Source organism: Marinobacterium maritimum (assembly GCF_039523155.1).
Taxonomy (GTDB): domain Bacteria; phylum Pseudomonadota; class Gammaproteobacteria; order Pseudomonadales; family Balneatricaceae; genus Marinobacterium; species Marinobacterium maritimum.
In genome coordinates this window covers 128003-152774 of sequence record NZ_BAAAET010000005.1, presented here as the reverse complement: position 1 = coordinate 152774, position 24772 = coordinate 128003, and the positions used below count along the sequence as shown (strand labels likewise).

Annotated in this window: 20 protein-coding genes and 1 pseudogene; 13 read left to right on the top strand and 8 right to left on the bottom strand. The window is 51.9% G+C overall.

Features of this window, described 5'->3' with window-relative positions; translation table 11 throughout:
- Window positions 1-16 precede the first annotated feature (16 nt).
- On the top strand, window positions 17-1777 hold the full coding sequence (locus ABD013_RS16310) for an ATP-dependent nuclease (RefSeq protein WP_343808394.1): 1761 nt from the start codon (window positions 17-19) through the stop codon (window positions 1775-1777).
- Window positions 1778-2259: 482 nt separating this feature from the next.
- Window positions 2260-2976, top strand: coding sequence for a YebC/PmpR family DNA-binding transcriptional regulator (locus ABD013_RS16305; RefSeq protein ID WP_343808391.1), 717 nt, complete (start codon window positions 2260-2262; stop codon window positions 2974-2976).
- A gap of 135 nt (window positions 2977-3111) precedes the next feature.
- Here the strand turns inward: ABD013_RS16305 and ABD013_RS16300 are convergent, their stop codons facing one another.
- On the bottom strand, window positions 3112-4299 hold the full coding sequence (locus ABD013_RS16300) for an aspartate aminotransferase family protein (RefSeq protein WP_343808388.1): 1188 nt from the start codon (window positions 4297-4299) through the stop codon (window positions 3112-3114).
- A gap of 292 nt (window positions 4300-4591) precedes the next feature.
- A complete protein-coding gene (gene serC, locus ABD013_RS16295) occupies window positions 4592-5464 on the bottom strand; it encodes a 3-phosphoserine/phosphohydroxythreonine transaminase (RefSeq protein WP_343808385.1) in 873 nt (290 codons plus the stop codon).
- Between the two features lie 129 nt (window positions 5465-5593).
- On the opposite strand from serC, the gene pdxR reads away from it, so the two are divergent.
- From pdxR to ABD013_RS16260, 7 genes are all read left to right on the top strand, one after another.
- Window positions 5594-7093: a MocR-like pyridoxine biosynthesis transcription factor PdxR gene (gene pdxR / locus ABD013_RS16290; protein ID WP_343808382.1), complete on the top strand. Its 1500-nt coding sequence runs from the start codon at window positions 5594-5596 to the stop codon at window positions 7091-7093.
- Between the two features lie 181 nt (window positions 7094-7274).
- On the top strand, window positions 7275-8540 hold the full coding sequence (locus ABD013_RS16285; RefSeq protein WP_343808379.1) for a benzoate/H(+) symporter BenE family transporter: 1266 nt from the start codon (window positions 7275-7277) through the stop codon (window positions 8538-8540).
- Complete coding sequence (locus ABD013_RS16280) at window positions 8537-9337, top strand: YggS family pyridoxal phosphate-dependent enzyme (RefSeq protein ID WP_343808376.1); 801 nt, start codon at window positions 8537-8539, stop codon at window positions 9335-9337. The genes ABD013_RS16285 and ABD013_RS16280 overlap by 4 nt, the downstream gene beginning before the upstream one ends.
- 70 nt (window positions 9338-9407) lie before the next feature.
- On the top strand, window positions 9408-10673 hold the full coding sequence (gene glyA, locus ABD013_RS16275) for a serine hydroxymethyltransferase (RefSeq protein ID WP_343808373.1): 1266 nt from the start codon (window positions 9408-9410) through the stop codon (window positions 10671-10673).
- Window positions 10674-10760: 87 nt separating this feature from the next.
- Window positions 10761-11969, top strand: a complete 1209-nt coding sequence (locus tag ABD013_RS16270) for an MFS transporter (protein WP_343808370.1) — start codon at window positions 10761-10763, stop codon at window positions 11967-11969.
- Between the two features lie 382 nt (window positions 11970-12351).
- On the top strand, window positions 12352-12750 hold the full coding sequence (locus ABD013_RS16265; protein WP_343808367.1) for a response regulator: 399 nt from the start codon (window positions 12352-12354) through the stop codon (window positions 12748-12750).
- A gap of 110 nt (window positions 12751-12860) precedes the next feature.
- The gene (locus tag ABD013_RS16260; protein WP_343808364.1) at window positions 12861-13178 is read left to right on the top strand and encodes a cysteine-rich CWC family protein; all 318 of its coding nucleotides are present in this window, start codon (window positions 12861-12863) and stop codon (window positions 13176-13178) included.
- Between the two features lie 348 nt (window positions 13179-13526).
- On the opposite strand, the gene ABD013_RS16255 is transcribed toward ABD013_RS16260, so the two are convergent.
- On the bottom strand, window positions 13527-14090 hold the full coding sequence (locus ABD013_RS16255) for a hypothetical protein (protein WP_343808361.1): 564 nt from the start codon (window positions 14088-14090) through the stop codon (window positions 13527-13529).
- A 366-nt stretch (window positions 14091-14456) separates the two neighbouring features.
- Between ABD013_RS16255 and ABD013_RS16250 the strand changes: the two genes are divergently transcribed.
- Window positions 14457-14861, top strand: coding sequence for a hypothetical protein (locus ABD013_RS16250; RefSeq protein ID WP_343808358.1), 405 nt, complete (start codon window positions 14457-14459; stop codon window positions 14859-14861).
- Window positions 14862-15372: 511 nt separating this feature from the next.
- Here the strand turns inward: ABD013_RS16250 and ABD013_RS16245 are convergent.
- Together ABD013_RS16245 and ABD013_RS16240 are read right to left on the bottom strand one after the other, a co-directional pair.
- Entirely contained in the window at window positions 15373-15585 is a 213-nt protein-coding gene (locus ABD013_RS16245; protein ID WP_343808355.1) for a DUF6812 domain-containing protein, read from the bottom strand.
- A 587-nt stretch (window positions 15586-16172) separates the two neighbouring features.
- Window positions 16173-18203, bottom strand: a complete 2031-nt coding sequence (locus ABD013_RS16240; protein WP_343808352.1) for a methyl-accepting chemotaxis protein — start codon at window positions 18201-18203, stop codon at window positions 16173-16175.
- Window positions 18204-18476: 273 nt separating this feature from the next.
- Here ABD013_RS16240 and ABD013_RS16235 point away from each other — a divergent pair.
- Window positions 18477-18578 (top strand): annotated as a pseudogene (locus ABD013_RS16235) (PhzF family phenazine biosynthesis protein); the annotation flags it as partial.
- Window positions 18579-18587: 9 nt separating this feature from the next.
- Here the strand turns inward: ABD013_RS16235 and ABD013_RS16230 are convergent.
- On the bottom strand, window positions 18588-19508 hold the full coding sequence (locus ABD013_RS16230; protein ID WP_343808349.1) for a LysR family transcriptional regulator: 921 nt from the start codon (window positions 19506-19508) through the stop codon (window positions 18588-18590).
- Between the two features lie 104 nt (window positions 19509-19612).
- Between ABD013_RS16230 and ABD013_RS16225 the strand changes: the two genes are divergently transcribed.
- Window positions 19613-20722, top strand: a complete 1110-nt coding sequence (locus tag ABD013_RS16225) for an FAD-dependent monooxygenase (protein ID WP_343808346.1) — start codon at window positions 19613-19615, stop codon at window positions 20720-20722.
- A 196-nt stretch (window positions 20723-20918) separates the two neighbouring features.
- Here ABD013_RS16225 and ABD013_RS16220 read toward each other — a convergent pair whose 3' ends face one another.
- On the bottom strand, window positions 20919-21827 hold the full coding sequence (locus ABD013_RS16220; protein WP_343808343.1) for a porin: 909 nt from the start codon (window positions 21825-21827) through the stop codon (window positions 20919-20921).
- A gap of 429 nt (window positions 21828-22256) precedes the next feature.
- Between ABD013_RS16220 and ABD013_RS16215 the strand changes: the two genes are divergently transcribed.
- Window positions 22257-23699, top strand: coding sequence for an aldehyde dehydrogenase family protein (locus ABD013_RS16215; RefSeq protein ID WP_343808340.1), 1443 nt, complete (start codon window positions 22257-22259; stop codon window positions 23697-23699).
- Here the strand turns inward: ABD013_RS16215 and ABD013_RS16210 are convergent, their stop codons facing one another.
- A complete protein-coding gene (locus tag ABD013_RS16210) occupies window positions 23700-24770 on the bottom strand; it encodes an AraC family transcriptional regulator (RefSeq protein WP_343808337.1) in 1071 nt (356 codons plus the stop codon).
- Between the last annotated feature and the right edge of the window lie 2 nt (window positions 24771-24772).

Genomic DNA, 24772 nt, shown 5'->3' with positions numbered 1-24772 from the left:
AAAACAAGGAACTGCTGTGAGTCACATACTTTCTGAAGTAGAGATAAAGAACTACAAGTCTTGCAATGGAACAACACTAAAGCTTTGTAGTTATACTCCTTTTGTTGGCTACAATAATGCTGGTAAATCAAATTGCCTTTCAGCAATTCAGTGGCTCTTACGTAAAAGCAGTCTTTCAGATGGAGACTTTTATGATAGCTCAAAGCCTGTTGAAGTAAGTGCGGTGATCGAAGGTGTAACCCAAGAAATTATCGATCAAATGCCTGACAGACAGCAAAGGTCAATTGCTCCTTATATAAATAGTGAAACTATAAAAATCAAAAGAACACAGTCACTACCAAATGCTAAAGTAGCTGAAATTAAACTTTCCGTATGGGATGAAACTCAACAGGATTGGGTTTTGAACCCTACGGGCATTGACAATGCTGTCAGCATTTTATTACCTGAGCCAATAAGAATTGGAGCCATGGAAAATGCAGCAGAGGATGCGTCTAAGGCTAAAACATCTACAACTATTGGTAAGCTTCTTTCTCAGTTTATTGAGCCTGTAAAGGTAGCTCATGAGCAAGAGCTTAATCAGCATTTACTTCAGGTAAAAAGCCGTATCTCATCTGACGGTAATATGCGTTTTGATGAGCTTGATTCAATAGACAGCAGGGTTAATGAGAAAGTTGCTAATCTTTTCCCTGGTATGAGCGTTAAGCTTCATTTTGAAACTCCATCCTTTGAAGATCTTATCAAAGGTGGAACTATAAAAGTTTATGAGGATGCGCAATGTGGTCGAGATTTTTCCTCTTATGGGCATGGAGCTCAACGTTCGATTCAGATGGCTCTCGTTCAATATTTAGCAGAAATAAAGCGCTCAAGTAATGAACAGTTAACAAATACTCTTCTGTTAATAGATGAACCGGAGCTTTATCTTCATCCATTTGCAATTGAACAAGTTCGAGAGGCTCTTTTGCAGCTTTCTAAAAATGGTTACCAAGTTTTGATCTCTACACATTCAGCACAAATGGTTACTGCTGAACATGCGAAAAACGCCCTTCTAATCAGAAAGTCACCAGGCATTGGCACTTATGCAAGAGAGCGCTTATCTGATGCCATTCAGAGTGTTGTCCCAAACTCCATACACCAGATGGAGCAGCTATTTTCCTTGTCACACTCCACACAGGTTCTATTTGCTGAAAATGTGGTGTTGACGGAAGGAAAGACTGAGTTACGCTTATTGCCGTATATATTCAAAAAAGTATCAGATAAAACAATGGGACAAGATAAACATGCTCTAGTTGCTCAGAGTGGTGTTAATGACACGAAAAAATCACTACAAATTCTTGAAGCAATGGATTTGCCTGCTAAGGCAATAGCTGATCTCGACTACGGTTTAAATGGTGCAATCTCGCATGGTTTCATTGATAGGGATGACGGTGATATTGTGGGGATTAAAAATATCTTCGTTCGACTATCACAGGAAGGAAGAGTCACGATAAATGGAAACAACCTTCCAAGAAACGGAATCGTAAAAGCTTCTGAAGCTTTTGAAATTCTCGCTAACGAACAGGATGCTCAGCCATTAATTGATTCATTACATAACAAAATGAAGCTTCAGAATATTTGGCTTTGGAAAAAAGGAGCAATCGAAGCCCATATTGGGACAGGCAGTAAAGATGAGAAATCTTGGGCTGCTTTTAAAAATAGCGTTGATGAAGTTAGCTTGCAGCAAGTTTGCCCGGATTTCGATGGTATCCGAGAGTTAGTCGAGTGGCTTAGAGCAGATTGAACTCCATTTAACAAGGCATCAAGCCGCTCGCAGGCTCGCAGGCTCGCTGGGGAAGCAAAACTATGCGGCGATTTAGTTTGGTGCTTCGTGAATTTTAAACTAATTGCTACTATTTTGTTGCCCCTTATACGCGCGTTATGTTCCCGAGTTACCCGCGAGCAGTAGACACCTTCTATAGTTTGGTTACCCATCCTAGGAGGTGCGCGAGATCCTTACAGTCATTATTAGGGTCTCTCGGGTCAAGTGTGGTGGGGCATTAAAACCAATGGAAGCGGGTTGCTAACTTGATTATCTTGTGACATTTCGCCTGCTGGCACGGCCAAATTCGGGAATGAGTATTTGGCCAACGCCAATCTCTTGCCATCGGGTCGGGTGTGACCTCCTACGTGGAAGTCACAAAACATCTGAAATGCACAGTACCCAGCCCGGACGTATCGCAGTAAAATCGCCACCTTTAAGATCACTATCGGAGTAATCACCCCATGGGCAGAGCGTATCAGAACCGCAAAGAGTCGATGGCCAAGACCTCGGACATGAAAGCCAAGCTCTATAGCCGTTACGGGCGCGAAATCTATGTCACGGCCAAGTCGGGCGGGGTCGACCCCGATGGCAACCTGGCGCTGCGCGGCCTGATCGATCGCGCGAAAAAGGATCAGGTTCCAGGGCACGTTATCGACAAGGCGCTCGACAAGGCCAAGGGTGGTGGCGGCGAAGACTACTCTCCGGCGCGTTACGAAGGTTACGGCCCCGGCGGCAGTATGGCGATCATCGAATGTCTGACCGATAACCCCAACCGCACCTTCGGCGACGTGCGTCAGGCGTTCACCAAGACCAAGTGCAAGATCGGTACTCAGGGCAGCGTCAGCCACATGTTCGATCACTGCGCCATCTTCGTCTTTGCCGGTGATGATGAAGAAGCCGTGCTTGAAGCGCTGATGGAAGGGGATGTTGACGTCACCGATATCGAACTTGAAGACGGTAAAATTACCGTCTTCGCCCCCAACACTGAATACTTCAAGGCCAAGACCGCCCTGATCGAACGCTTCGGCGAAATCGATTTCGACGTGGATGAGATCCAGTTCATCCCGCAGAGCTACACCACCCTCAGTGGCGACGATGTGGCACTGTTCGATAAGTTTCTGGCGATCCTGAACGATCTGGACGACGTACAGCAGGTGTACCACAACGTCGAGCTCTGAAGGGGCTGACCACAGGCCGAACCCCGTCCCATAATGGGGATCGCAAGAGGAGGTGCCGTGATGGCACCTCCTTTTTTTTGTTTATGATCCGATATGGAAAGGGAGTTGAATTCGTGCTGACCTATTTGGGAGCCCTTAATGACTACTTGTCTTTCGAACAAGATCAGAAACACGCGCTACGATTTCATCGGTCTCGTTTTCGTTACAAATAAGAGGAGGCAATAGTCTGATAATATTTTTACGCGTAACGTTTATAAGAATCCTGTGCTCTACCAAAGCCCGTTGAACCAGGCTTTCACAAGGATTGGAAAGCTCTATTCCTATCATCAGTCCCTCTCCCCGAATTGCAAGAACCTCAGAGTGGTCCCCCAGTTCAGTCTTCAAGCCTTGAAGCAATCGCTTGCCTTGGATTAATGCATTAGCAGGAATCTTATCGCGTTCCATAATATCAACGACGCTACACCCAACACGGCATGCGAGGGGGTTCCCGCCAAATGTAGAGGCATGTTTCCCGGGCGATATCAACTTTGCGGCACGACCACGTGCAAGGCATGAGCCGATTGGAAAGCCATTGCCGAGGGCTTTTGCGAGCGTGATGACATCAGGTTTGACATCCACATTTTGATGACCAAACCAGGCACCGGTACGACCCATGCCTGTTTGGACTTCATCAACCATGAAGAGCCAATTCTTTTCATGACACAGGTGCTGGATAGTCTGCATGAATTCTTGGGATGCAGCATTAACTCCCCCTTCTCCCTGTACGGGTTCAACGAGTACAGCAACTATATTGGGGACTTGATCAGCCAGTCGATGTATGGATTCAATGTCATTGAATGGTATATGCATGAAACCGGGGACCAGGGGGGAGAACCCACAATGCACAGCAGGATTGCCTGTTGCCGATAGCGTTGCCAGTGTACGGCCATGGAAGCTGCCTTCCATTACAACCACAACAGGATCAGAAACATTGTTAGCGTTGGCGTGCAGGCGGGCCAACTTCAAGGCGGCTTCATTCGCTTCGGCACCCGAATTGCAAAAGAAGGCGCGTTCCATTCCTGATATTGAGCAAAGCTTTTCACCTAATCTCTCTTGCCAGTCTATTTTGAATAGGTTGGAAGTGTGCATCAACTGAGAGGCCTGCTCAGCAATAGCCGAGGCGATTTCGGGGTGAGAATGGCCCAGGCTGGTTACAGCGACACCAGAAATGGCGTCTATATATTCGACACCGTCATTGTCCCACAGTCGAATGCCTGAACCAGAAGCGAAGGATATTTCCTGACGTGAATAAGCATCCATGAGATATGAGTGTTTACTGTTCATGATTTTCCTGATATCCGATATTTATCTATTCATATAACAGATGGTCGAATTAAATGTTATTCATCATATATTAGAATAATATTTATCCATTTTTAGTCATGAAGTAATTCATGAATTCGGCCAGGTCACGTACTTCAGATATGGATATTGAATTATATATACTTGCTCTTAGTCCTCCCGTTGATGAATGTCCCTTGAGTCCCTTGAATCCGTTCTCTTCTGCGGTTTTAATGAAATTATGGTCCATGTCGGAGCATACAGTCGAGAATGGGATATTACTGATTGAGCGAAATTAGTCTATAACATTGTTTTTATAGAATCCACCACTTGAGCTGATGGTGTCATATAACAATCCGGCTTTTTGTTTGTTCCTGTGATGTACCTCTGCGATTCCTCCTTGCGAAATCAACCAATCAAGCATCAGTCCTGTGATATATAGCGGGAAGGTCGCAGGCGTATTGATCAGGGAGTTTGCTTTCGCAAGGCTGGTATAGTTCAATATTTCTGGCGTAGAATTAGGTGCCATATTGAATAGGTCTTCATTTATGATGACAATTGTAACTCCGGATATGCCTATATTCTTTTGTGCGCTCGCATAGACAAGACCATGTTTATTCAATTCAATTGGTTTTGATAAAAGGCTGGAAGAAGCATCACAAACCAGGGGAACTGATGAGTTCGGTGTGTAATTGAATTGAACTCCCTGAACCGTTTCGTTTTCCGTGTAGTGTAAATAAGCTGCATCACTACTCAGGTTCAACTCTTCCTGGAGAGGTATGTGGTTGAAACCGGTCATTTCATTACTGGCAACGATATGGGTATCGCAAAATCTGGAAGCAGAACGGATCGCTTTTCCTGACCAGAGTCCGGTATGTATATAGTCCGCCTTTTTCTTGCCGTTTAGCAGATTCATGGGTACTTGAGAAAACTGCAAGGTTGCACCGCCCTGCAAAAAAAGAACTTTGTAATTTTCAGGTATGTCCAGAATATCTCTTATATCAGATTCGATCTTCTCAAAAAGATTCTTAAAAAGAACAGATCGATGACTGATTTCCATTATAGATGAGCCAGTCCCGGCAAAGTCGAATAACTCTTGGTGGACTTTTTCGAGTACTTCAATAGGTAAGGCTGATGGACCTGCACTAAAATTATGGGATCTAATCACGTTTTTAGGCTCTGTTGGAGAATGAGGATTTATGCTGCTTTTCAGTTCAGGCGTATAGTGACAGCCGATAAGTATAAAGTTAGTATTGATAACGCAGTCGTACCAATTGTAGTGTTCAAGGAAGACCAAATGGGAAAAACATTCGAGCTTGAAACCCTCAGAATTTTGATTAATAGCTCTGCTTTGAAGCCCTTGGATTTACACCAGAGAATCCAACGATCACTTTGCTCCCTTATCCTTGAGGGAACATTGGCGCCTGGTATGAGGTTACCCGCTACCCGGAAGCTGTCTCAGTCATTGGGAATAGCAAGGGATACAGTTGAAAACGCTTATGTCCAATTGCACCGTGATGGTTTCATCGAGCGGAGGGTAGGGTCTGGGAGCTACGTCTCTGAAAGTTTGGGGAGAGCAGTAAGAGGGAAGAAAGGCAAACGGACATGGTCTGGCGAAGGCGGGCAAAAAGATTCAAACATAGACCTCGGCTTGAGCCATCGAGGCGAGAACTATAGAAGAACAGGTTGTGTGGCGGACACAAGAGCAGCAAAAGCTTTTGCAACAGGCCTGCCGGAAACCCGTACATTTCCGATGGCAACCTGGGAGAAACTACAGCGCCAAGTCACAAGGGAGCATGGAGAGAAAGCCCTGTTACATGGCGACCCACAAGGCGCTGAGCCTCTAAGGAAAGCTATAGCTACCTACTTGAACCTGGAGCGTGGTGCTAATGTAAACCCTGACCAAATCCTTGTGTTAAGTAGTACGAGACAATCTCTTTTTTTATGTGCACAACTCTTTTCTGATACCAATAAGCCTATTCTAATTGAAGATCCAAGCTATTATGGAGCGAAAAAGGTTTTTGAAGCAAATGGTGCTCCTTTGATTCCGGTTGAAGTAGACGAAAATGGTTTGAGAACCGATATTCTCCAGAATGACAAGAGTGATGCGGGTTTCGTCTATGTCACTCCTTCGCATCAATATCCAACAGGTGTCACGCTATCATTGGAGCGCAGGTTTGAGCTTATAGAATGGGCTGCCAGGAACGGGAAATGGATAGTTGAAGATGATTATGATAGTGAATTCCACTATGATGGATTACCGACAGCTTGTGTACAAGGCCTGGATAATAATGACAGAACAATATACTTGGGGACCTTCAGTAAAACGTTATTTCCGGGGCTAAGGCTAGGTTATATGGTCCTGCCTCGTCAGCTAGTCGACTCTTTTATAAATGCTCGGAATATCATGGATGGATATACACCACAAATACCTCAATTAACACTGGCTCGTTTCATGGAAGATGGTTATTACAATACACACATACGATCCATGCGTAAGCTATATGCTGAACGTCGCCACGTCATGATCGAGTCATTGGAAAGACGCTTGAGTAGCGTTATTGATGTGCTGAGACCTGAAGGAGGGTTGCAAATACCTTGTTTTTTGAAACCGGGTTGGTCAGAAGAGGAAACAATTAAAAAAGCCAGACGTCATGGGATAGACATATTAGGGCTCAGCCAGCTGTATACTGGTAATAACAGGATGGAGGGATGGATTCTTGGTTACTCTTCATTATCAAATTATGAAATTGAAAAGTCAGTTAAAGCCCTTTCTGATATCCTCAGGAAAGGATAGAATAATCTAAATTTTCTATTTTTTGGAAGAAAGAAATACCTATCAGGCTAAGTATCGGACTTGAAAGTTATGAATGGTCTGGTGCTTTCCATGACAATGGATGATTTTTTCAATCCATTTTCACGATATAAATGATTGCCTCAAGTTTTGATTCAAATCGTCAGAAGAGGCTCGCGCAATCATGTCGTGTCCAAGTTCAACTTCATCTTCCAGGCTTAATGACTTTGTTCATCCGTTCGTAGCGGGCCTGATTTCGGTTATCGTTAATTATGGCGGAACCTTCATCCTGGTATTCCAGGCCGCACAGGTCGCAGGCCTGAGTCCAGAGTTGACGACTTCATGGGTCTGGTCCATTTCGATCGGCGTAGGTGTAACCGGGATCATACTCAGCTGGATTTCTCGCGAGCCTATCATCACGGCCTGGTCGACACCTGCCGCCGCTTTCCTTGTCGCGGCCCTGGCCACAACGCCTTACGAAGAGGCCATTGGTGCTTATCTGGTATCGGCGGCAGCCTTTGTTGTACTCGGCCTGTCGGGCTATTTCGAAAAGGTCATTCGTCTGATTCCATCCGGCATTGCTGCCGGGTTGCTGGCCGGTATTTTGCTTCAGTTTGGCATCGACGCCTTTGGTGGCATGAGCGTTGATCCGCTGTTGGCAGGTATGCTGATCATGGCGTATGTAGTACTCAAGCGTTTCACGGCACGCTATGCCGTGGTGGGTATTCTGCTCTTGGGTGTTGTTCTGCTTTTGGTTCAAGAGCGTGTCGATCTGTCGGCACTGGAGCTGAAACTCGCAGCGCCGATTTTTACCATGCCGTCGTTCTCATTCAACGCCCTGTTAAGTGTTGCCTTGCCTTTGTTCCTGATTACGCTGACCGGACAGTATATGCCTGGCATGCTTGTGTTGCGTAATGACGGCTTCAGAACCAGCGCCAACCCGATCCTGACCATCACGGGTCTGGGTTCCCTGCTTATGGCCCCCTTTGGATCGCATGCCTTCAACGTGGCTGCTATCACGGCCGCAATCTGTACCGGCAAGGAAGCGCACGATGACCCTTCCAAGCGCTGGGTCGCAGGGATCGCCGCAGGTGTTTTCTATATCCTCGTGGGTGTCTTTGGCGTCACTCTTGCCGCTGTCTTCATGGCGTTCCCACAGGCCTTCATCAGCACTCTGGCGGGCTTGGCCCTGCTGGGAACGATTGGCGGCAGCCTCGCCAGTGCGATGGATGATCCCAAATCTCGGGAAGCGGCTCTGATCACTTTCCTGGCATCCGCCGCGAATATCACGCTGTTGGGGATCGGAGGTGCCTTTTGGGGATTAGTGATTGGCCTGGGGTCCTACCTTGTGCTCAATGGCCGTTTGCCTCGCCGTCAAACCGATGAGCCCGAGGATACGAGCGATGCCTCATCAGAGCTGGTGGCATACTCGGGAGAGGCCACCCAATGAACACGTTGCCTAAGTCTTCTGTCACTTCTACTGGGCACGAGCAGCACGGTCGCTACCCCCAGGCGGGCAGTGTTGATGACTTTCGTCGTAACCTGATGCAGGTACGGCAACGTATCGCTGATGTCTCTCTCAGAGTGGGACGAGATCCTCAAGAAGTGCGTTTGTTGCCGGTCAGTAAAACCTTTTCCGAGCCCCAGCTGCGACTGGCATATGAAGCGGGGTGTCGCCAGCTGGGCGAAAACAAGGTGCAGGAGGCCTACCGGAAATGGGGCAACCTGTCCGACCTGCCGGAGCTGCGATGGTCGGTGATCGGCCATCTGCAAACCAACAAGGCCAAGCTTGTCGCACGTTTCGCCAGTGAATTTCAGGCACTGGACAGCCTGAAACTGGCGGAGGCACTGGACCGGCGTCTTCAGGCAGAGGGGAGGGAGCTGGATGTCTTCGTACAGGTCAATACCTCAGGCGAGAGCAGCAAGTACGGTCTTGCACCGGACGAGGTCGCGACTTTCCTGCAGCAGATGCCTCACTTTTCTGCTCTACGCGTCCGAGGGTTGATGACACTCGCTCTGTTTTCGTCCGATGTGCCTCGGGTCCGCACCTGCTTCGCATCTTTGCGCGAACTTAGAGACCGCTTGCGTCAGGAGATACCCGCTGGCGTCACATTGGATGACTTGTCGATGGGAATGTCAGGCGACTTTGAAATCGCCATAGAGGAAGGCGCTACTGTCGTTCGTGTTGGCCAGGCCATTTTCGGTGCTCGCGCTATTCCGGACAGCCATTACTGGCCTTCGGCATAGTTGGCTGGCTGCAACAGCACGTTTACCCATTCTTATTCATACCCACTTATCGTTAAGGAATTACCGCAAAATGTACGATTCTTCGATCACTTTGGATAGCTTTGATACATTGTTGGCTGAGGCTTTGCAGGGCGAAATCCAGCGTCAGGAAGACCATGTCGAGCTGATCGCCTCCGAAAACTATGCGAGCCCACTGGTGATGGCGGTGCAAGACACCGTTTTCACCAACAAATATGCCGAGGGCTACCCGGGACGTCGATATTACAGCGGTTGCGAGTACGTCGATCAGGCCGAGCAGTTGGCCATTGACCGTGCCAAGGCGCTGTTCAACTGTGACTATGCTAACGTGCAGCCGCACGCGGGGGCTCAGGCCAATGCAGCGGTCTTTCTGGCGCTGGTGCAGCCGGGCGATACCGTGATGGGGATGAACCTGGCACAAGGTGGTCACCTGACCCACGGTAACCCGTCAAACTTCTCTGGACGTCATTACAAGATCGTGCCCTATGGCCTGGATCCCGAAACCGGTTTGATCGACTACGACGAGATGGAGCGCATCGCCCTGGAAACCCGCCCCAAATTGCTGATCGGTGGTTTTTCAGCCTATTCGCGTCGCAAGGACTGGGGCCGGATGCGCGCCATTGCCGACAAGGTGGGAGCCCTGTTCTGGGTCGATATGGCGCATGTGGCCGGTCTGGTGGCGGCTGGTGAATACCCGGACCCCTTGCCCCATGCCCATGTGGTCACCAGTACCACCCACAAGACGCTACGTGGACCGCGTGGCGGGCTGATTCTGTCCAAGGGGCAGGATGAGGAGTTCTACAAACGACTGGACTCGGCGGTATTTCCGGGTGTGCAGGGCGGCCCGCTGATGCATCAGATAGCTGCCAAGGCGGTGGCGTTCAAGGAAGCGTTGGCGCCCGAGTTCAGAACCTATCAACAACAGGTTGTGATCAACGCTCGCGCAATGGCTGCCGTTATTCAGGCGCGAGGATACAAGATCGTGTCCGGCGGCACAGACAACCACATGATGCTGATAGACCTGATCGGCCGCAGCTACACAGGCAAGGAGGCGGATGCAGCCTTGAGCGAAGCCTGGATTACCACCAACAAGAACTCGGTGCCCAATGATCCGCGCTCGCCCTTTGTTACCTCGGGGCTTCGCATCGGTACTCCGGCAGTGACCACCCGAGGTTTCGGAGTTGAAGAGTGCGAGCAGCTGGCGGCCTGGTTGTGTGATGTACTGGATGCACTGGAATCCGCCGACTGCGATGCCGTCATTGCCCGGGTGCGGGAGCAGGTGCTGTCGTTGTGCCAGCGCTACCCGGTCTATGCCTGAGATAAAAGTGGCCGGGTTGCACGGTGAGTGCCGCGATACCCGGCTATCCCCGCCACGGCCCTGCAGGAAACGGTAAGGAGAGTAAAGGTGAAAGTGACCCGGAATGGTCTGCTGGCGCAGGTATCGGCGGCCCATCTGATCAGCCATCTGCATATCATGACGCTCCCCGCGTTGTTGCCACTGTTGCCCGGTGTGATGCAGGTCGGCTTTGTCGAGCTGGGTATTGCGATCGGCGTTTTCAATATCGTGACGGCGGTGGTGCAGATCCCCCTCGGCTTTATGGTTGATCGAGTGGGCGCAAAGCGGATGCTGCTGGCTGCATTGCTGCTGGGGTCCTTAAGCTTCGGATTGGTGGCGGCCATACCGACCTACACCTGTCTACTCGTGACCATGGCACTGGCTGGTCTTGCCAATGGTGTTTATCACCCTGCGGATTATTCGTTGCTGTCTCGTGGGATGGCGTCGGAACGGATGGGGAAGGCGTTCTCGGTACATACCTTTTCGGGCTTTTTGGGCGGTGCGTTGGCGCCACCGGTGATGATTGGGGTGGCATTGATGCTGGAGCCGCGTTGGGCGTTTGCGGTTGCCGCCATTGCGGGCTTGCTGGTATTTGCTTTGGTGGTGCCGGGAGTGGGACAGGCGCTGCCGGACCAGAGTGCTGCTGACGCATCCCGCGTCGATCAGCGTCCGCTGGCCACGCCGTTGGCGTCTTTGGCGATCCTGACACTGCTGTTCATGATGTTGAATCTGAGTACTGGTTCGATCGAGCAGTTCTCGGTATCGGCTCTGGTGGAAGGGTTTGCCGTGTCATTGCCGCACGCCAACCGGGCGCTGACGGTGTTCCTGTTCGCGACCGCCTTTGGCGTGCTGGCCGGTGGTGTACTGGCCGACCGGACCGAACGTCATGGTTCTCTGGCGGGAATCGCCTTCGCTTTGGCGGCTTGCCTGGTGATGCTGGTGGCGACCGTACCGCTGTCGCCGATGATGCTGGCGCTGGTGCTGGGCGTAACCGGCTTTCTGGCCGGGATGGTCGCCCCGTCACGTGACATGCTGGTACGTGCGGCGTCCCCGGCCGGGGCGGAGGGGCGTACTTTCGGCATTGTCTCGACCGGTTTCAACCTCGGAGGCGTGGTCGGGCCAATACTGTTCGGCTTCATGCTGGACCAGGGCTGGTATACCAGTCTGTTCTGGGCCACAGCTGCGTTTATGGGGATCACCACCTTAATCGTGCTGTTGCAGGAACAGCGTAAGGGGCGTCAGGCAGAAGGGGTACCGATAGAAGCCGGAGTCCATTAAGCAAGAGCCGCCTGTTTATGCGACGGGGCTGTTGAAGGTATTCATATTGCGCCGGCGATCAAGGCAGCCCGTATGTTGTTTTGGCGGTTTTGCCTGCGGTGAACGTGGTGGGGTGGCAAGGGTTCCACGCTGAGCACTCGTCGGACCTGGCTCAGGTCGGGCGCCTTCACCTCACTACCCAAACGCTGTCGATCAATCTCCTTCAAGGTATGCCAACTGTCTGTGCTTTATGTCTGAGCACAGGCTTTGGCCATGAATGGGTGGTTTATAAATATCATTAGCAAATATGACAAATATCAAAAAACGACATTTGTGACATGTAGGGCATTTGGTTAGAATGCGGTCTTCCGGTTCTCAGTCAGGCGCAATAATGAAATCTCATATGACGGTTTTGGTAGTTGATGATTTCTCCACTACACGCAGGATCATCAGCAGCCTGCTTGAAGAGTTGGGCTTCTCATATATCCACCAGGCACGTAATGGACAGGAGGCACTGGAGCGACTCGGTTGCGGGGATATTGATCTGGTCGTAACCGATTGGCATATGCCGGTGATGGATGGCCTGGAGCTGGTGGTCAATATGAGAACTCACCCCGAAACGGCCAGCGTTCCCGTGCTGATGGTCACGGCAGAATCGAAACGAGAGCAGATGACTCGGGCCGCTTATGCCGGGGTTAATGGGTATTTGGTCAAACCCTTCACTGCTGAAGCGCTGCAAAGCAAAATTCAGCGCATAGTTGCACGTCTCGGCGACAACCACCTGCAGCCAACGGGCTCATGACGCGCCACTTGAATCCTTAAAAACACCCGTTACCAACTTCCCGCCATGGCAGAAGGACGCCTTAATATCCGGATCCGGTAGTACGTGGATTTAACGCTCGACTTCAGCAGATGCTTTGCCTGGAACTGCAGGTCTGGGAGAATAAGATCAAAGCAAGTCGTTCGAAAGCACTATGCAGCATAAAGTTTCACTGGAGTAGCATGTTGAACGATCACAATATTGACCCTCTGATGTGTCCTCTGTGCAATCAGGCTAATTCTTGTGTGAACCTTTCAACGAAGGATGTGGAGAACACTTGCTGGTGCAATGACCCGGCCATAGCCTTTCCCGAAGCACTGCTGTCACAGATTCCCGATGAGCTAAGGCGCAAGGCCTGTGTGTGCAGATCCTGCGCACTCGAGTTTCAGAAGAAGCAATTGCAACAGTAATCGCCTGCAGGTGCTTTCATCATGATGATGGGAGCCGTTAAAACGGGGGCAGAGTGAGATTTATTGCTGATTGATCGGCAATATTATCAGCAGTATCTCCGAGATCGCTGACCAGACCAACCTGCTTGCACTGAAGGCTGCCATATAGGCTCCACGAGCAGGCGCTGCTGGAGACGGTTGATTCCATATCGAAACACCCCAGCCCTGCCAAAGGGGGAAAACAGGGCTGGGGCATTGTGCTATTTAATTTGCCTGATCAGAAATCGTAGTTCATGCCCAGTGCGATCAGGCTGGAGTCTTCAACTCCATACAGCCCTCCATCCCAGGCTTTGGCTTATAGAAAGCCCTCTAATAAAGATCGATTATGAAGAGGCAATCAAATGCTATTGGTGTACCTTCATCTCCAGTAAAGTTTGTCATATCCACCATGCCTGACAAGCGGACGGTTCCTTCCCTGTTGGCAAAGACACCGGTTCCTCCGAGGATAGCGTTTTGATCGCTGGACGCCCCAGTGACATGGGTTACAGGCTGTCCAGAAGGAGTCGTTGTCGGATGGCCAACGGGTTTGACGGATGTATATCCGCGAGTAATCAGGGTTCCTTGAGGCATATGGAAGAAAGTAGTGCCGACGAGCCTGACGCCTGAGCCTGAGGGTTCAATGTTTGAGAGGCAGTCAGTGGCAGTACCAACAATCTGGCGATTTTTTCCATTTACTAACTCAACATCAAAGCATATGGCGTCATCGTCAATGGAGTCACCATCTATATCGGGAACCAGAGAAGGATACATGTTTCCTGATCCAATCAGGTTTAATACATAATGGTGACCACCACCTTGTTCTTGAGCGTATAAATTTAACGATAAACTCAAAAATAAAGTTGTGATCCCCATTAATATGTTCTTTATAAACATTTATATTCTCCCGATTTGATTATTGAAACGGTAATTTGGTCATTGCAACCGCTTGATTTTGAAGTAATGGCAGCTACTGCCATTGCATGAGGGTGAACACGCAAAAATCATGCAGAAAGTAAAAAGCTACTGTTTTTAAATAAGATTGTAGTAAAAGGGTGGTGAAAATGGTGACTAAAGACAGCGTAAATTGTAACTTTTCAATTACAATATGCTGTACAAGTTTACACTATTGGAGGTCGGGATCATGGTAGCAAAGCCATGCTAACTGAGGACGATTTATGGTAGCGGAAAATGAGTTCGTAATATGGGCGGGTACAACAAAGTTTTTTATCACTAAATAAACAATGCCAAGGAGTATCCATTATGACCGCCTTAAAAGCTCTGGGTATCTGGCTGATCATCCTTGTCGTGGCAGTGGCCAACGGGATACTGCGAGAGTCAGTGCTTATGCCGATGCTTGGTCTTACTGCCGGTCTGATACTGAGCGGTATGCTGCTATCAGTGCTGATCCTGGTGATTACCTTTTTCACATTGCCCTGGCTGCAGGCCAACCGGCGTTCGAAATTGGCAGGAATTGGTCTTTTCTGGCTACTGCTGACATTGGTATTTGAATTCGCATTTGGCTGGTCTCAGGGCAAGCCCTTGTCCGTCATCCTGGATGCCTACACGTTTAAAGATGGTAACCTCTGGCCAGTTGTTTTGCTGGTTACGGTGACTTCACCCTACGTGGCCGCACGGCTTAGAGAGATATGTCTGCCTGAACATTAAACCTGTGCTGAGTGAATCCCTGTTTCCGACCCTGACCCTCGGGGCGCCACAACAGTAGACGATCCGGGAAGTGCTTGAACCGAGGTAGCCAGTGCTGACCAGAAGCCGATGTTATGCTTCCCTATAGCCATACCGATTGATAGCCTTACTCAGGGAGAGAGCCGCGCTATTCGAAACACGCCGTCTGATGGTTCGATAACTGTCTGAACAGGACATGCCTGAGATAGTTGACAGGCTGGCTGATCCCCGAAATTGAGTATTCCGTCAGGGGCGTCTGTCATGCTGACGACCAGGGAGTTACGACTGCTGCCAGTCAAGCTATGAGGTGCACGGCTTTGGTACCTGAACTCTGGCGGAAAAGGCCAGTGGTCAGCTGATGTGATTCTGCATTGTCAGTTCTGAGCCGGTTGAAGGGAAGCAGGAGATCAACCTGGATTATCTTTTCACGCTTGAAATGCTGAGGAGCCCTGTCTTTATAAGCCGCTGTATCAGGCGTCCTTATGCCTGTTGGCTACTGCTCTTCCAGACTGTAGATGTACTGGATCTGGCTCTTATTGATGACCAGTGTCTTGCGTTCCTGGCGGTTGAAGAAGGGAATGAATAGGCGTTCATCATTCAGCAGGTCGGTGATGCGCTCTGCATCGTACATAAAAAGGTGTCCATCCATTGATTTGCCGCTGGTCAGCTTCAGGTAAACCCGGTGTGCATTCTTTGGGTGATGCATGCAAAGCTCTCTATGATTATTATTTTTTACGACAAAAGTGACATGTGTTGGCTTTATACCAGTCATGCATTAACCCGTCAATTTTGTGTTGCTATTTTGCAACATCTTATTGTCGGGTGTGGCTGGGGTGAAATGCATGGAGTAGTGCAAGCCCGGCGTGTTGATGAGGGGCAGCAATAGGCATGAGGAGATTTCCCAAGCAGCACCCTTGAGATAGAACTATCGGGCTATATAAGCGCCGGTTACGTTTATTTTTTGGGGGCAGAAGCTATTTGATGGCGTTATGGTTATATCGGCTCAACCCCAAACCCCACTGGAGGGGTTAAGTAGGGCATGGGTGTTGAGTGGGTTATAAAACCTGGTCAGAAATCGTAATTCATGCCCAGCGCAATCAGGTTGGAATCTTCAACGCCGTACATCACGCCATCCCAGGCCTTGGCTTCTGCCCAGAGCTTAACCTTCGGGGGCAGGTTGTACTGGCGGGCCAGTTTCAGGCTGCTGTATAAGTTGTAATCGTACTCGGGTGCCTGGGCCGAACAGGGGGCTACGCGTACGGGGCTGTCGACCTGCCCGTTTTGTTACTCCTTTCAGGTGCCAAACTGGACCAGCATTTTTTTCATCTCCGCGGCCTGCTGTTCCAGCTGGATGCTGAAGTCGGTGTTACTTCTGGCTGAGCGAGCAGTTTCACTGGCAGCCAGGCCAATCTGCTCCAGGTTGTTATGGGTCAGCGTGGTGACCTGAGCCTGCTCTTCAGTGGCAGTGGCGATCTGCAGGTTGAGCTGGTTGATCTGGTCTATATCGGCGGCAATGCTTTCGATCTGCTGGTGCACCTGCTCCGACAGGCTTACGTTTTCTGCGGCCTGTGTCTGGCCTTTCTGCATCGCGGTGACGGCATCTGAGGCTTTTATCTGCAGTGCGTCCAGCAGATTGCTGATCTCCCCGGTCGCCTGCTGGGTATTCTGTGACAGCTGGCGCACTTCGTCGGCGACGACGGCAAAACTGCGGCCATGCTCACCGGCGCGCGCGGCTTCAATTGCAGCGTTAAGCGCCAGCAGGTTGGTCTGCTCGGCGATGCCGCTGATCACGGTCAGAATGGAGCCGGCACGGCTGCTTTCGTCGGCCAGTTGACTGATCACGTCAGTGGCAGACTGAATCTCCCTGGCCAGGTATTCGGTGGCTCTTCGGTTGCGGTCTACCAGTTCACGCCCGCAGGTAGCGCTGTTTTGAATCGTATCGCTGCAGTGTGCCGCCTCGCTGGCGTTTGCGGCAATGTTGTTTACGGTATCGTTGATTTCCGCCATGGCGGTTACGGCCTGTGTACTCTGCTGATTTTGCTGTTCTACTGACATCAATGTTGCTTCAGCATTCTGCTTCAGGTGTTCCGCGGTTTTCACCAACTGCTGGTTGCTGTTGGCCACCAGTTTGACAGTGTCTGAGATGCGGGCGACAAAACGGTTGAAGTTTTCGGCCAGCTGGGCCACTTCATCCTTGCCCTTTACCGGCAGGCGAACACTCAGGTCGGCCGTGCCGGAAGAAATCTCGGCCATGCTGGCGCTGACCTGTTTAACGGGCTGAATCACGATGCGGAAGCAGAGCCAGATGGCCAGCAGGGTGAGCCCAATGCCGGCAGGCAGGCTTAACAGCAGGGTCGTGTTGAGCCGGTTGGTCTGCTGTACTGCCTGCTCGGTTTGAATGCTCATTTCGCTGTTCAGCTGAGTGCGCAGGTCGGAGGTATGCTGTTCCAGTTGTGAGACCAGTGACAGCAGTTGATTGCGGGTATTCAGGAAGTCGCGTTGACGCTGCTGTATCCGTTTAACCCCTTGTTGGTGCCGGCCCAGCAATGTCTCTGCGGCCTGGGCGTAGCTTATGCCTTTCCAGGGGCCGCCGTTGATGCTGCTTTCGGCCAGTGGTGAGCGGATGATTTCGTGCAGCTCTGTGGTCAGTCTCTCCAGACTGTCCTGCACCCTGCTGGTGAGCTGGTCCGGGTTGGACGATTGCAGCTGCGCTTGCAACGAACGGATACTGTCACCAAAGGCGATGCGGGCCTTGTAGGTGGCCAGTACAAAGTTCCATTTTTCATCCACATCGCCGCTCCAGGAGGTGATGCGATTACGCTGAAAGGCATCCTCAAGGCTTGAAATCTGGAAGTTGCCGTAAAAGCCGAGTCGTCTCATGAACTTCTGGAATTGAGCTGCTGTAGCCTGGCTGGCCTCAATATCACTGACAAACGCCTGGTGCTGATCGATCACTTCGCTTTTCAGTTGCTTTAGATCTGTCATCAAGGGGGCCAGCGCCTGACTCTCGCGCTGGTAATGACCGGTTTTAAGCTGCTCAAGTGCGTTCAAGGCGATGGAAAGGTGCTGATCGACCTGCTCAAGATGCAGGGGCGGGATCGGTTCCTGGTAGGCAAGGCTTCGTTCCAGCTGTCCTGTGCCCTGGTTTACATTCAGGTTCAGGGATGAAGCATTGTCAGCTGCACGCCAGACATCGCCTGCGATCTGTTCAAGAGTGTCACGCACCGAAGTAACACCGTTCTGGGCATAGAGCCCGGTAGCAAGAAGGACGGCCAGCGTCAGTAAAAAGCAACCTGCGATCTTGTGACTGATCGATTTTGTCATGGACTTACCTGCACTCTTATTATCGTTGGAGGTTCGACTTTGGTAGCAATTGGTGTGCCATGACCGTGTAGCTGAAAGTTACTTTGTATAAGAATCAAAAGGTTATGTTTTGTTTGGGCCGGTCGGCTTTGGTTTGGCGGGCAAGAATCGGCGGAAAAAGGTACATGCGGCCATCTGGAATGGGTGGGAAGCCACCCAAAAGGCCGATCTGGCGAGTCATGGAGATGAACATATTCAACACCCCGCGCCTGCGAAGAGGTCAAGCAAGAGGATGATCGCTTTGCTCTGAGCTGGTTGACTCCTGCAGCCGAGGTGGATCTCTGCGGCCATGTAACGCTGGCGGTGGCGCATGTGCTGTCTGAACACCTGTCGTACGCGGGGACATCAATCAATCGACAGCGCCACCCGATCCGCTTCTTCATTCAGCTCAATCATTCCCGATTGCAGGTGTTCCAAAAACACTTTCACTTTCTCAAGCGGGTATTTTCTGCCCGAATAAAACGCGTATAACACCAGATCTTCCGGTTCGCAGTTAAGATCAATTTCGATAAGGGCTTCGCTATCGATGTCCGCCTGGCAGGCATGCCGGGGTAAAATGGCGAAACCCAGCCCTTTCAGTGCGGCGGCTTTGGCCATGTGGCCGCTGTTGACCCTGTAGCCGGACTGAACCTGAAGGGTTTGATCCCCTTTGAATCGCCAGGGCATGCCCTGTAGTACCGACAGGCTGGTGATGCAGGGGACCTTCCCCAGATCATGCAACGAACGTGGCATTGAGTGCTGTTCAAGCAGTTGTGGCGCAGCCACTATGCAGCTTGGCCAGCGCAGAATTTCCTTGGCGACCCAGCCGGAATCTTCCAGTGGCCCACGGCCAAAACGCAATACCAGGTCGAAGCCATCCAACAAGCCTTCCGTTGGATTGAGCTGGGTATCACAACTGAGTTGTATCTGCGGATACCGGCGGCAGTAGTCCGCGATGATCTCAGCCAGGAAGGGGAGATCCGGCATGATGATTTTCAGGTGGCCGGAGAGGGCGTCACCCTGCAGAGAGACCTCTTCCAGTGCATCATTCATTGCCTGAGTGAGTGGCGTGATGGACTGATAGAGCTGCTTGCCGGCGGCGGTTGCAATCATCTTGCGCGTTGTGCGCTCCAGTAACCGCAGATTCAGTTGCTGCTCCAGTAAGGCCACATGGCGGCTGACATTCGATGTCGGTAACTGAAGTTGCTCGGCAGCCCGTTTGAAGCTCAGTTGCTCATACACGGCCTGGAAGCTCAGCAGCCATTGAAGTTCGACTTTCTCAATCATTAATTCACTCATAAAACGGGATTATCAACGCAATAATAGCCTGTTTATCCTGAATAATGGTCTTGTGACAATCCCTGTTGAATTCAATTATCGAGGCAGGGAAGATGAACAGCAGCAAGCGTATTGCCATTGTCGGTGCAGGCGTTGCCGGGATGGTGTTGGCGATATTCGCCACAAGGCAGGGCTTTCAGGTGAGCCTGTATGAGCGGGGTCGCCAAGTCTCCTCCATGGGGGCCGGGGTGACCCTGTGGCCCAATGCCATGTTTGTGCTGCATCGGCTGGGACTGGAAGACGAAATCAAGCGGGTGGGTGGCATGCCCCGTTTTATGCGCCAGTTCGATCAGCATGGTGTCCGGCAGGGCGAGTTTGATATCGGGGAAGTGAGTCTACTGAGCGGTTTCCCCAGTGTGACTATAATGCGTCGTGATCTTATGGGCATATTGGCCAGGGCATTAGATGATTTGGGCGTAGAAATACACTTTGGACGCTCAATGACGTCGCAGGATATCGATGGGTTCAAGAAAGAGTTTGATCTGGTGGTGGGCGCCGATGGGCGCATGAACTCGGTGGTGCGCCAGACGTTATACCCGCAAGAGGTGAGCCCCTGTTATCAGGGCTTCATTAATATCATCGGGATCAGCCGGTTGGGTGAGGGCATTTTGGATAATGTCATTCATGATGTTCGCGGCCTCGGCGAGCGTTTTGGCATTGTGCCGGTCACGTCAGGCGTCTGTTATTGGGCCGCAGCCTGGCGCGCCGACCTTGATCAAGACAGGTCTGTATCCGCTTGGTACGACGAGATGCATCAGCGCTTTTCAAGCTGGCCAGCCCCGGTGAGAAGCGTGCTGAGTTCCTATGAAAAGGCGTCGCTTAACCGTATTTTTGTGCATGATCTGGATCCTTTGCCCTACTGGCACCGCGACAATGTTGTCATTATTGGCGATGCGGCCCATGCGCCTTTGCCGACTTCAGGGCAGGGGGCCTGTCAGGCGCTGGAAGATGCTTGGCATCTTGCACGGCTTCTGGAAGAGCAAGGCGAGCTGGAAAATGCTTTGATCGACTTTTACCAACAGCGTATCGCCAAAACATCCGCAGCCCAGGCCATTGGCAGACAGTTGGCGCAGGGGATTTTTGGAGGCCAGCCTGAACCTCAGCTGGCTGCTCCGGGTATTTCCGCCAAGCAGTTAAGCCGGTTCTGGATGCAGGGGTTATAAAGGGAAGAAGTGCCGCACTATCTTCTGTCGGGTTATGAATGGCCGCATTTTGGCAGGCAGCTCTTTATATCCGGAGTGCCAAGGGTTTTAAAGTATTTGGAAGGTCGGTTAAGTTTGAGCGCAATGAACTCGACACCCCGGCCCCGCCGAAGGGGTAAGGCAGGGCGTGGGGTGTTGAGCCGTTCAATCTGCCGGGTCAGAAATCGTAATTCATGCCCAGCGCGATCAGGTTTGAATCTTCAACACCGTACAGCACACCGTCCCAGGCCTTGGCTTCCACCCACAGCTTAACTTTCGGGTGCAGATTGTACTGGTAGGCCAGAATCAGTGCGTCGAAGTCGTTATCGGTGCCGGAGCGGTCCTCAAAGCTGGAGACGCCGGCGGTGTACAGGTGCTTTTCGGCGGAGATGCCGCCGATCAGGTCGATACCGCGGCCCTGGTTGTCCTTGTCCATCAGCATGGCGTTCAGGTAGTAGCCGCTGCCAGTGTAGTAGGCGGCCAGGCCAACGGAATCGTTGTTGTCGGCATCATCGATATAACCGGCGGCCAGTTTCAGGCTGTCGGTGGCCTGCCAAGTCGCGGCGAGCTGGCCCTGTTCACGTTCGTCGCTGTACAGCGCGGACACTTGCACGCCGTTCATCTCGGGGCTGGTGTACATCACTGATTTGCCGATGCGGTAGTCCCAGTCCAGGGTGTAGTACACCGGTGACGAATGGACCCAGAGCTGGTCGCCAGCGTAGCCGACGGCATTGTAGAAGCTGGACCAGTAGCGGCCCAGCATCAGGCTGCCGTAGTCGCTGGACAGGCCGATATAGGCCTGGCGTGCATCCTTGCCGGTATCGGAGCCCAGTTCACCTTCGGCTACATCCACGCTTAGTTCGTACTTGGCGAAAGCCTGCATGCCGTCGCCCAGGTTATGGGAACCCTCGACGCCGATGCGGCTGACCGCGTCCTTGAAGCTGTCGCCGTTGTCATGCTTGGCCTCTTCGACCATCACCCTCAGGCTACCGTAAAAGTTGTAATCGTATTCGGATTCGGCGGCCTGAGCCGAGAAGGGAACCAGTGCCAGTGTGGACAGCGCAAGGCAGGCGGATTTCAATTTCATTGAGGAAACTCCAGTACAGGAAATATTTATTGTTATACGTCGGGTTATTCACCCTGGGGGCGTCATCAATTATTAATAATTGGTTCCGACGGATAAATGCTTTTAGGCCTGTATTAGGATTTCTAATGGTTTTAATAAGAACGGGTTGTTTATTGAGATTTATATATTGATAGGCCGTTAGTCGTCATTTTCTGTCATTGGTCAAAACGGATGGCTGATTACTGCCTTGCCGTCTTACCCGGGAGAACATGTAGCAGGAGGGGAGCCGTTTGCACGATCGCACTGAACGGGCAGTGGCATCGGGGGCGCGAACATTCAAAGGCAATATGGCGCCAAAAGACAATACGCAGCGTATTTCAGCATCAATAATGGGACTCTGGCTCGGTTTATGTCCGATCCCCCCATACGAATAACAATTGAGAGGTTGAGATGACACACGCTGATCACGCTGCCATTGTGCAACTCGAAGACGTTTTCCAGCAGCAGAAAGCTGCCTACCTCAAAGACCCGTACCCGACGCTTGCTGAGCGCCGCGAGCTGCTGCAGGCGATTCCGGGCATGGTGCTGGGCAATGCCAAGCGCCTGGCAGAAGCCCTTAACAGTGATTACGGTTACCACCCGGAGTTGATGACCTACGCGCATGATGTGGTCAGCATCGCCGGGCGCGCTCAGTATGTTGCAAACAAGCTGGAAGAGTGGACCGCGCGCGACTATCGCGAGATGGAACCGCATATCTACGGCAGCTCCAAGGCCTACATCGAGTATCAGCCCAAGGGCGTGATCGGCAACATGCCGGCCTGGAACTTCCCGGTTGAGCTGACCGTTGGCCCGCTGTGCGAAATGCTGGCCGCCGGTAACCGTGCGATCATCAAGCCCTCTGAGCAGACCCCGGCGGTGGGTGAAGTACTGGAAGAGATCATCGGTGCCACTTTTGATCGCGACCGTGTGGCCGTCGTCAATGGCGGTATTGACCTGGCCAAGCACTTCAGCACCCTACAGTGGGACCATCTGCTCTACACCGGCAGCACTGCCATCGGTCGTGAGGTGATGGTCAATGCGGCGAAAAACCTGGTGCCGGTGACGCTGGAACTGGGCGGCAAGAACCCGACGGTGTTCACCGAAGAAGCGCTGACGCCGGAAAACATCCGTACCATGATGGGCATGAAGATGACCAAGAATGGTCAGGTATGTATCAATGTAGACCACTGCTACGTACCGGCCGGCTCCGTGGATCGCTTCGTAAACCTGATCAAGGACTTCGTTGAAAACAGCGTGGGTGATTACACTCAGGCGCCGCAGATTTGTTCGATAATCAACACCCGTCAGTTCGACCGTCTGGGCAGCTACCTGGATGATGCGCGTCAGCGAGACACCGCGATTATTGAGGTGGGCAGCGCGGCCCAGCGTGGTGATGAAAGCACCGCTTCCCGCATGCCGCTGACGCTGGTGATCAATCCGGAACAGGACTCTCTGCTGGATCGAAATGAGGTGTTCGGGCCGATTCTGCCGATCTACACCTATACCGAATTCGACCAGGTGATCGGCTCGATTCAGTCAGGTGATCGTCCGCTGGGAATCTACATCTTCTCTGACCAGCAGGAGCTGGTGGACAAGCTGCGCATGAACACCTCATCTGGCGGCTTCTGTGTCAATGCGGCGGGGCTGCAGGGCGCGCAGGAAAGCATGGGCTTTGGCGGCGTGGGCAAGAGCGGCATGGGCCGTCACCACGGGGTGGAAGGCTTCCGCGAGTTCTCCAACCCGCGCGGTTGTGTGGAAGTGGCCAAGGACAACAACCTGGGCCTGATCATGTCACCGCACGGAGAGGTCACCCGCGAGTTCCTCAAGCAGGCGACCGGCGGACTGCTGGACTGATCACGGCATCGCTGCTGAGGATTCAGTATTCCCGCTGGTGTTCCGGAAGGCTTTCCGGAATGCCAGCGGGGTTTGGCCGAACCAGCGCCGACAGGCTCGATTGAAGGTGCTGGCTTCGGTGTAGCCGATCAGGCTCCACACCGACTCGAGCGGTTCGTCCGAATGGCACAACAGGTTCTCGGCACGCTGACGGCGCAGCCCGTCGGCGATCTCGTCAAAGGTGATATCCTGCTGTTTCAGTCTGCGCTGCAGGCTGCGGGGTGACATCATCAATTGCCCGGCGATGTTCTTCAGGGTGCATTTTCCCGATACCAGTTGCTGCTCCAGCAGGGTACAGACCTGCATGCTGATATCCAGCGGATAGCGGCGCACGATGTGAGTGACATAGCGCTCTATCTGTTGTGCCAGTGCGGGGTCGGCAGAGTCGATGCTTTGCTGCAAAAGCGTCTGTGGGAAATACAGCCCTTCCACTGGTTGCCCCAGCTTGACCCGGCAACCAAAGCGGCGCTGGTATTTGTCCAGGCTAAGGCCGGTTGTGTGCCGGAAGTGGAGGACCCAGTCACTGCAGTCCTGGGTCGGAGCCAGCAGCTTGAGCAGGTTCAGGGTGATCGCGAAGCTGAGTTCCGATTTTTGCCGGTGGGGGACAGATTCCGGCAGATTCATCGTGTAGAAGATGGCGGCCTGTCCGGGTTGAGCCTCAGGATTTACCACCATTTCCGCATTGGTGCTGATGTAGGCCAGGTGACGATGAATGGCATCAAGCGCCTCGGCCACCGTAGGCTCATTGCGTGCCATTGCGGCTACAGGACCCAGCACATCGAGGCCCTGAATTTCGGCCAGCTGTAAACCGAAGTCGTCTACCTGCAACTCTGCCGCCGCCCGTTCAAACAGCTGCGCAACCTGTGCGTGTGCCAGCGGGGCATCAAGCTCATCCTGCAGTTCCGGACGGATGCCTGAGGCACGCAGCAGCGTGTCGGGATCGCCGCCACAGCGCATGACCAGTTCGGCAAAGCCGGTGAGTGATCGTGCCCGGACTTGAGCAGTGGGTACAAAGGCGATTGAGGTCGTCATGG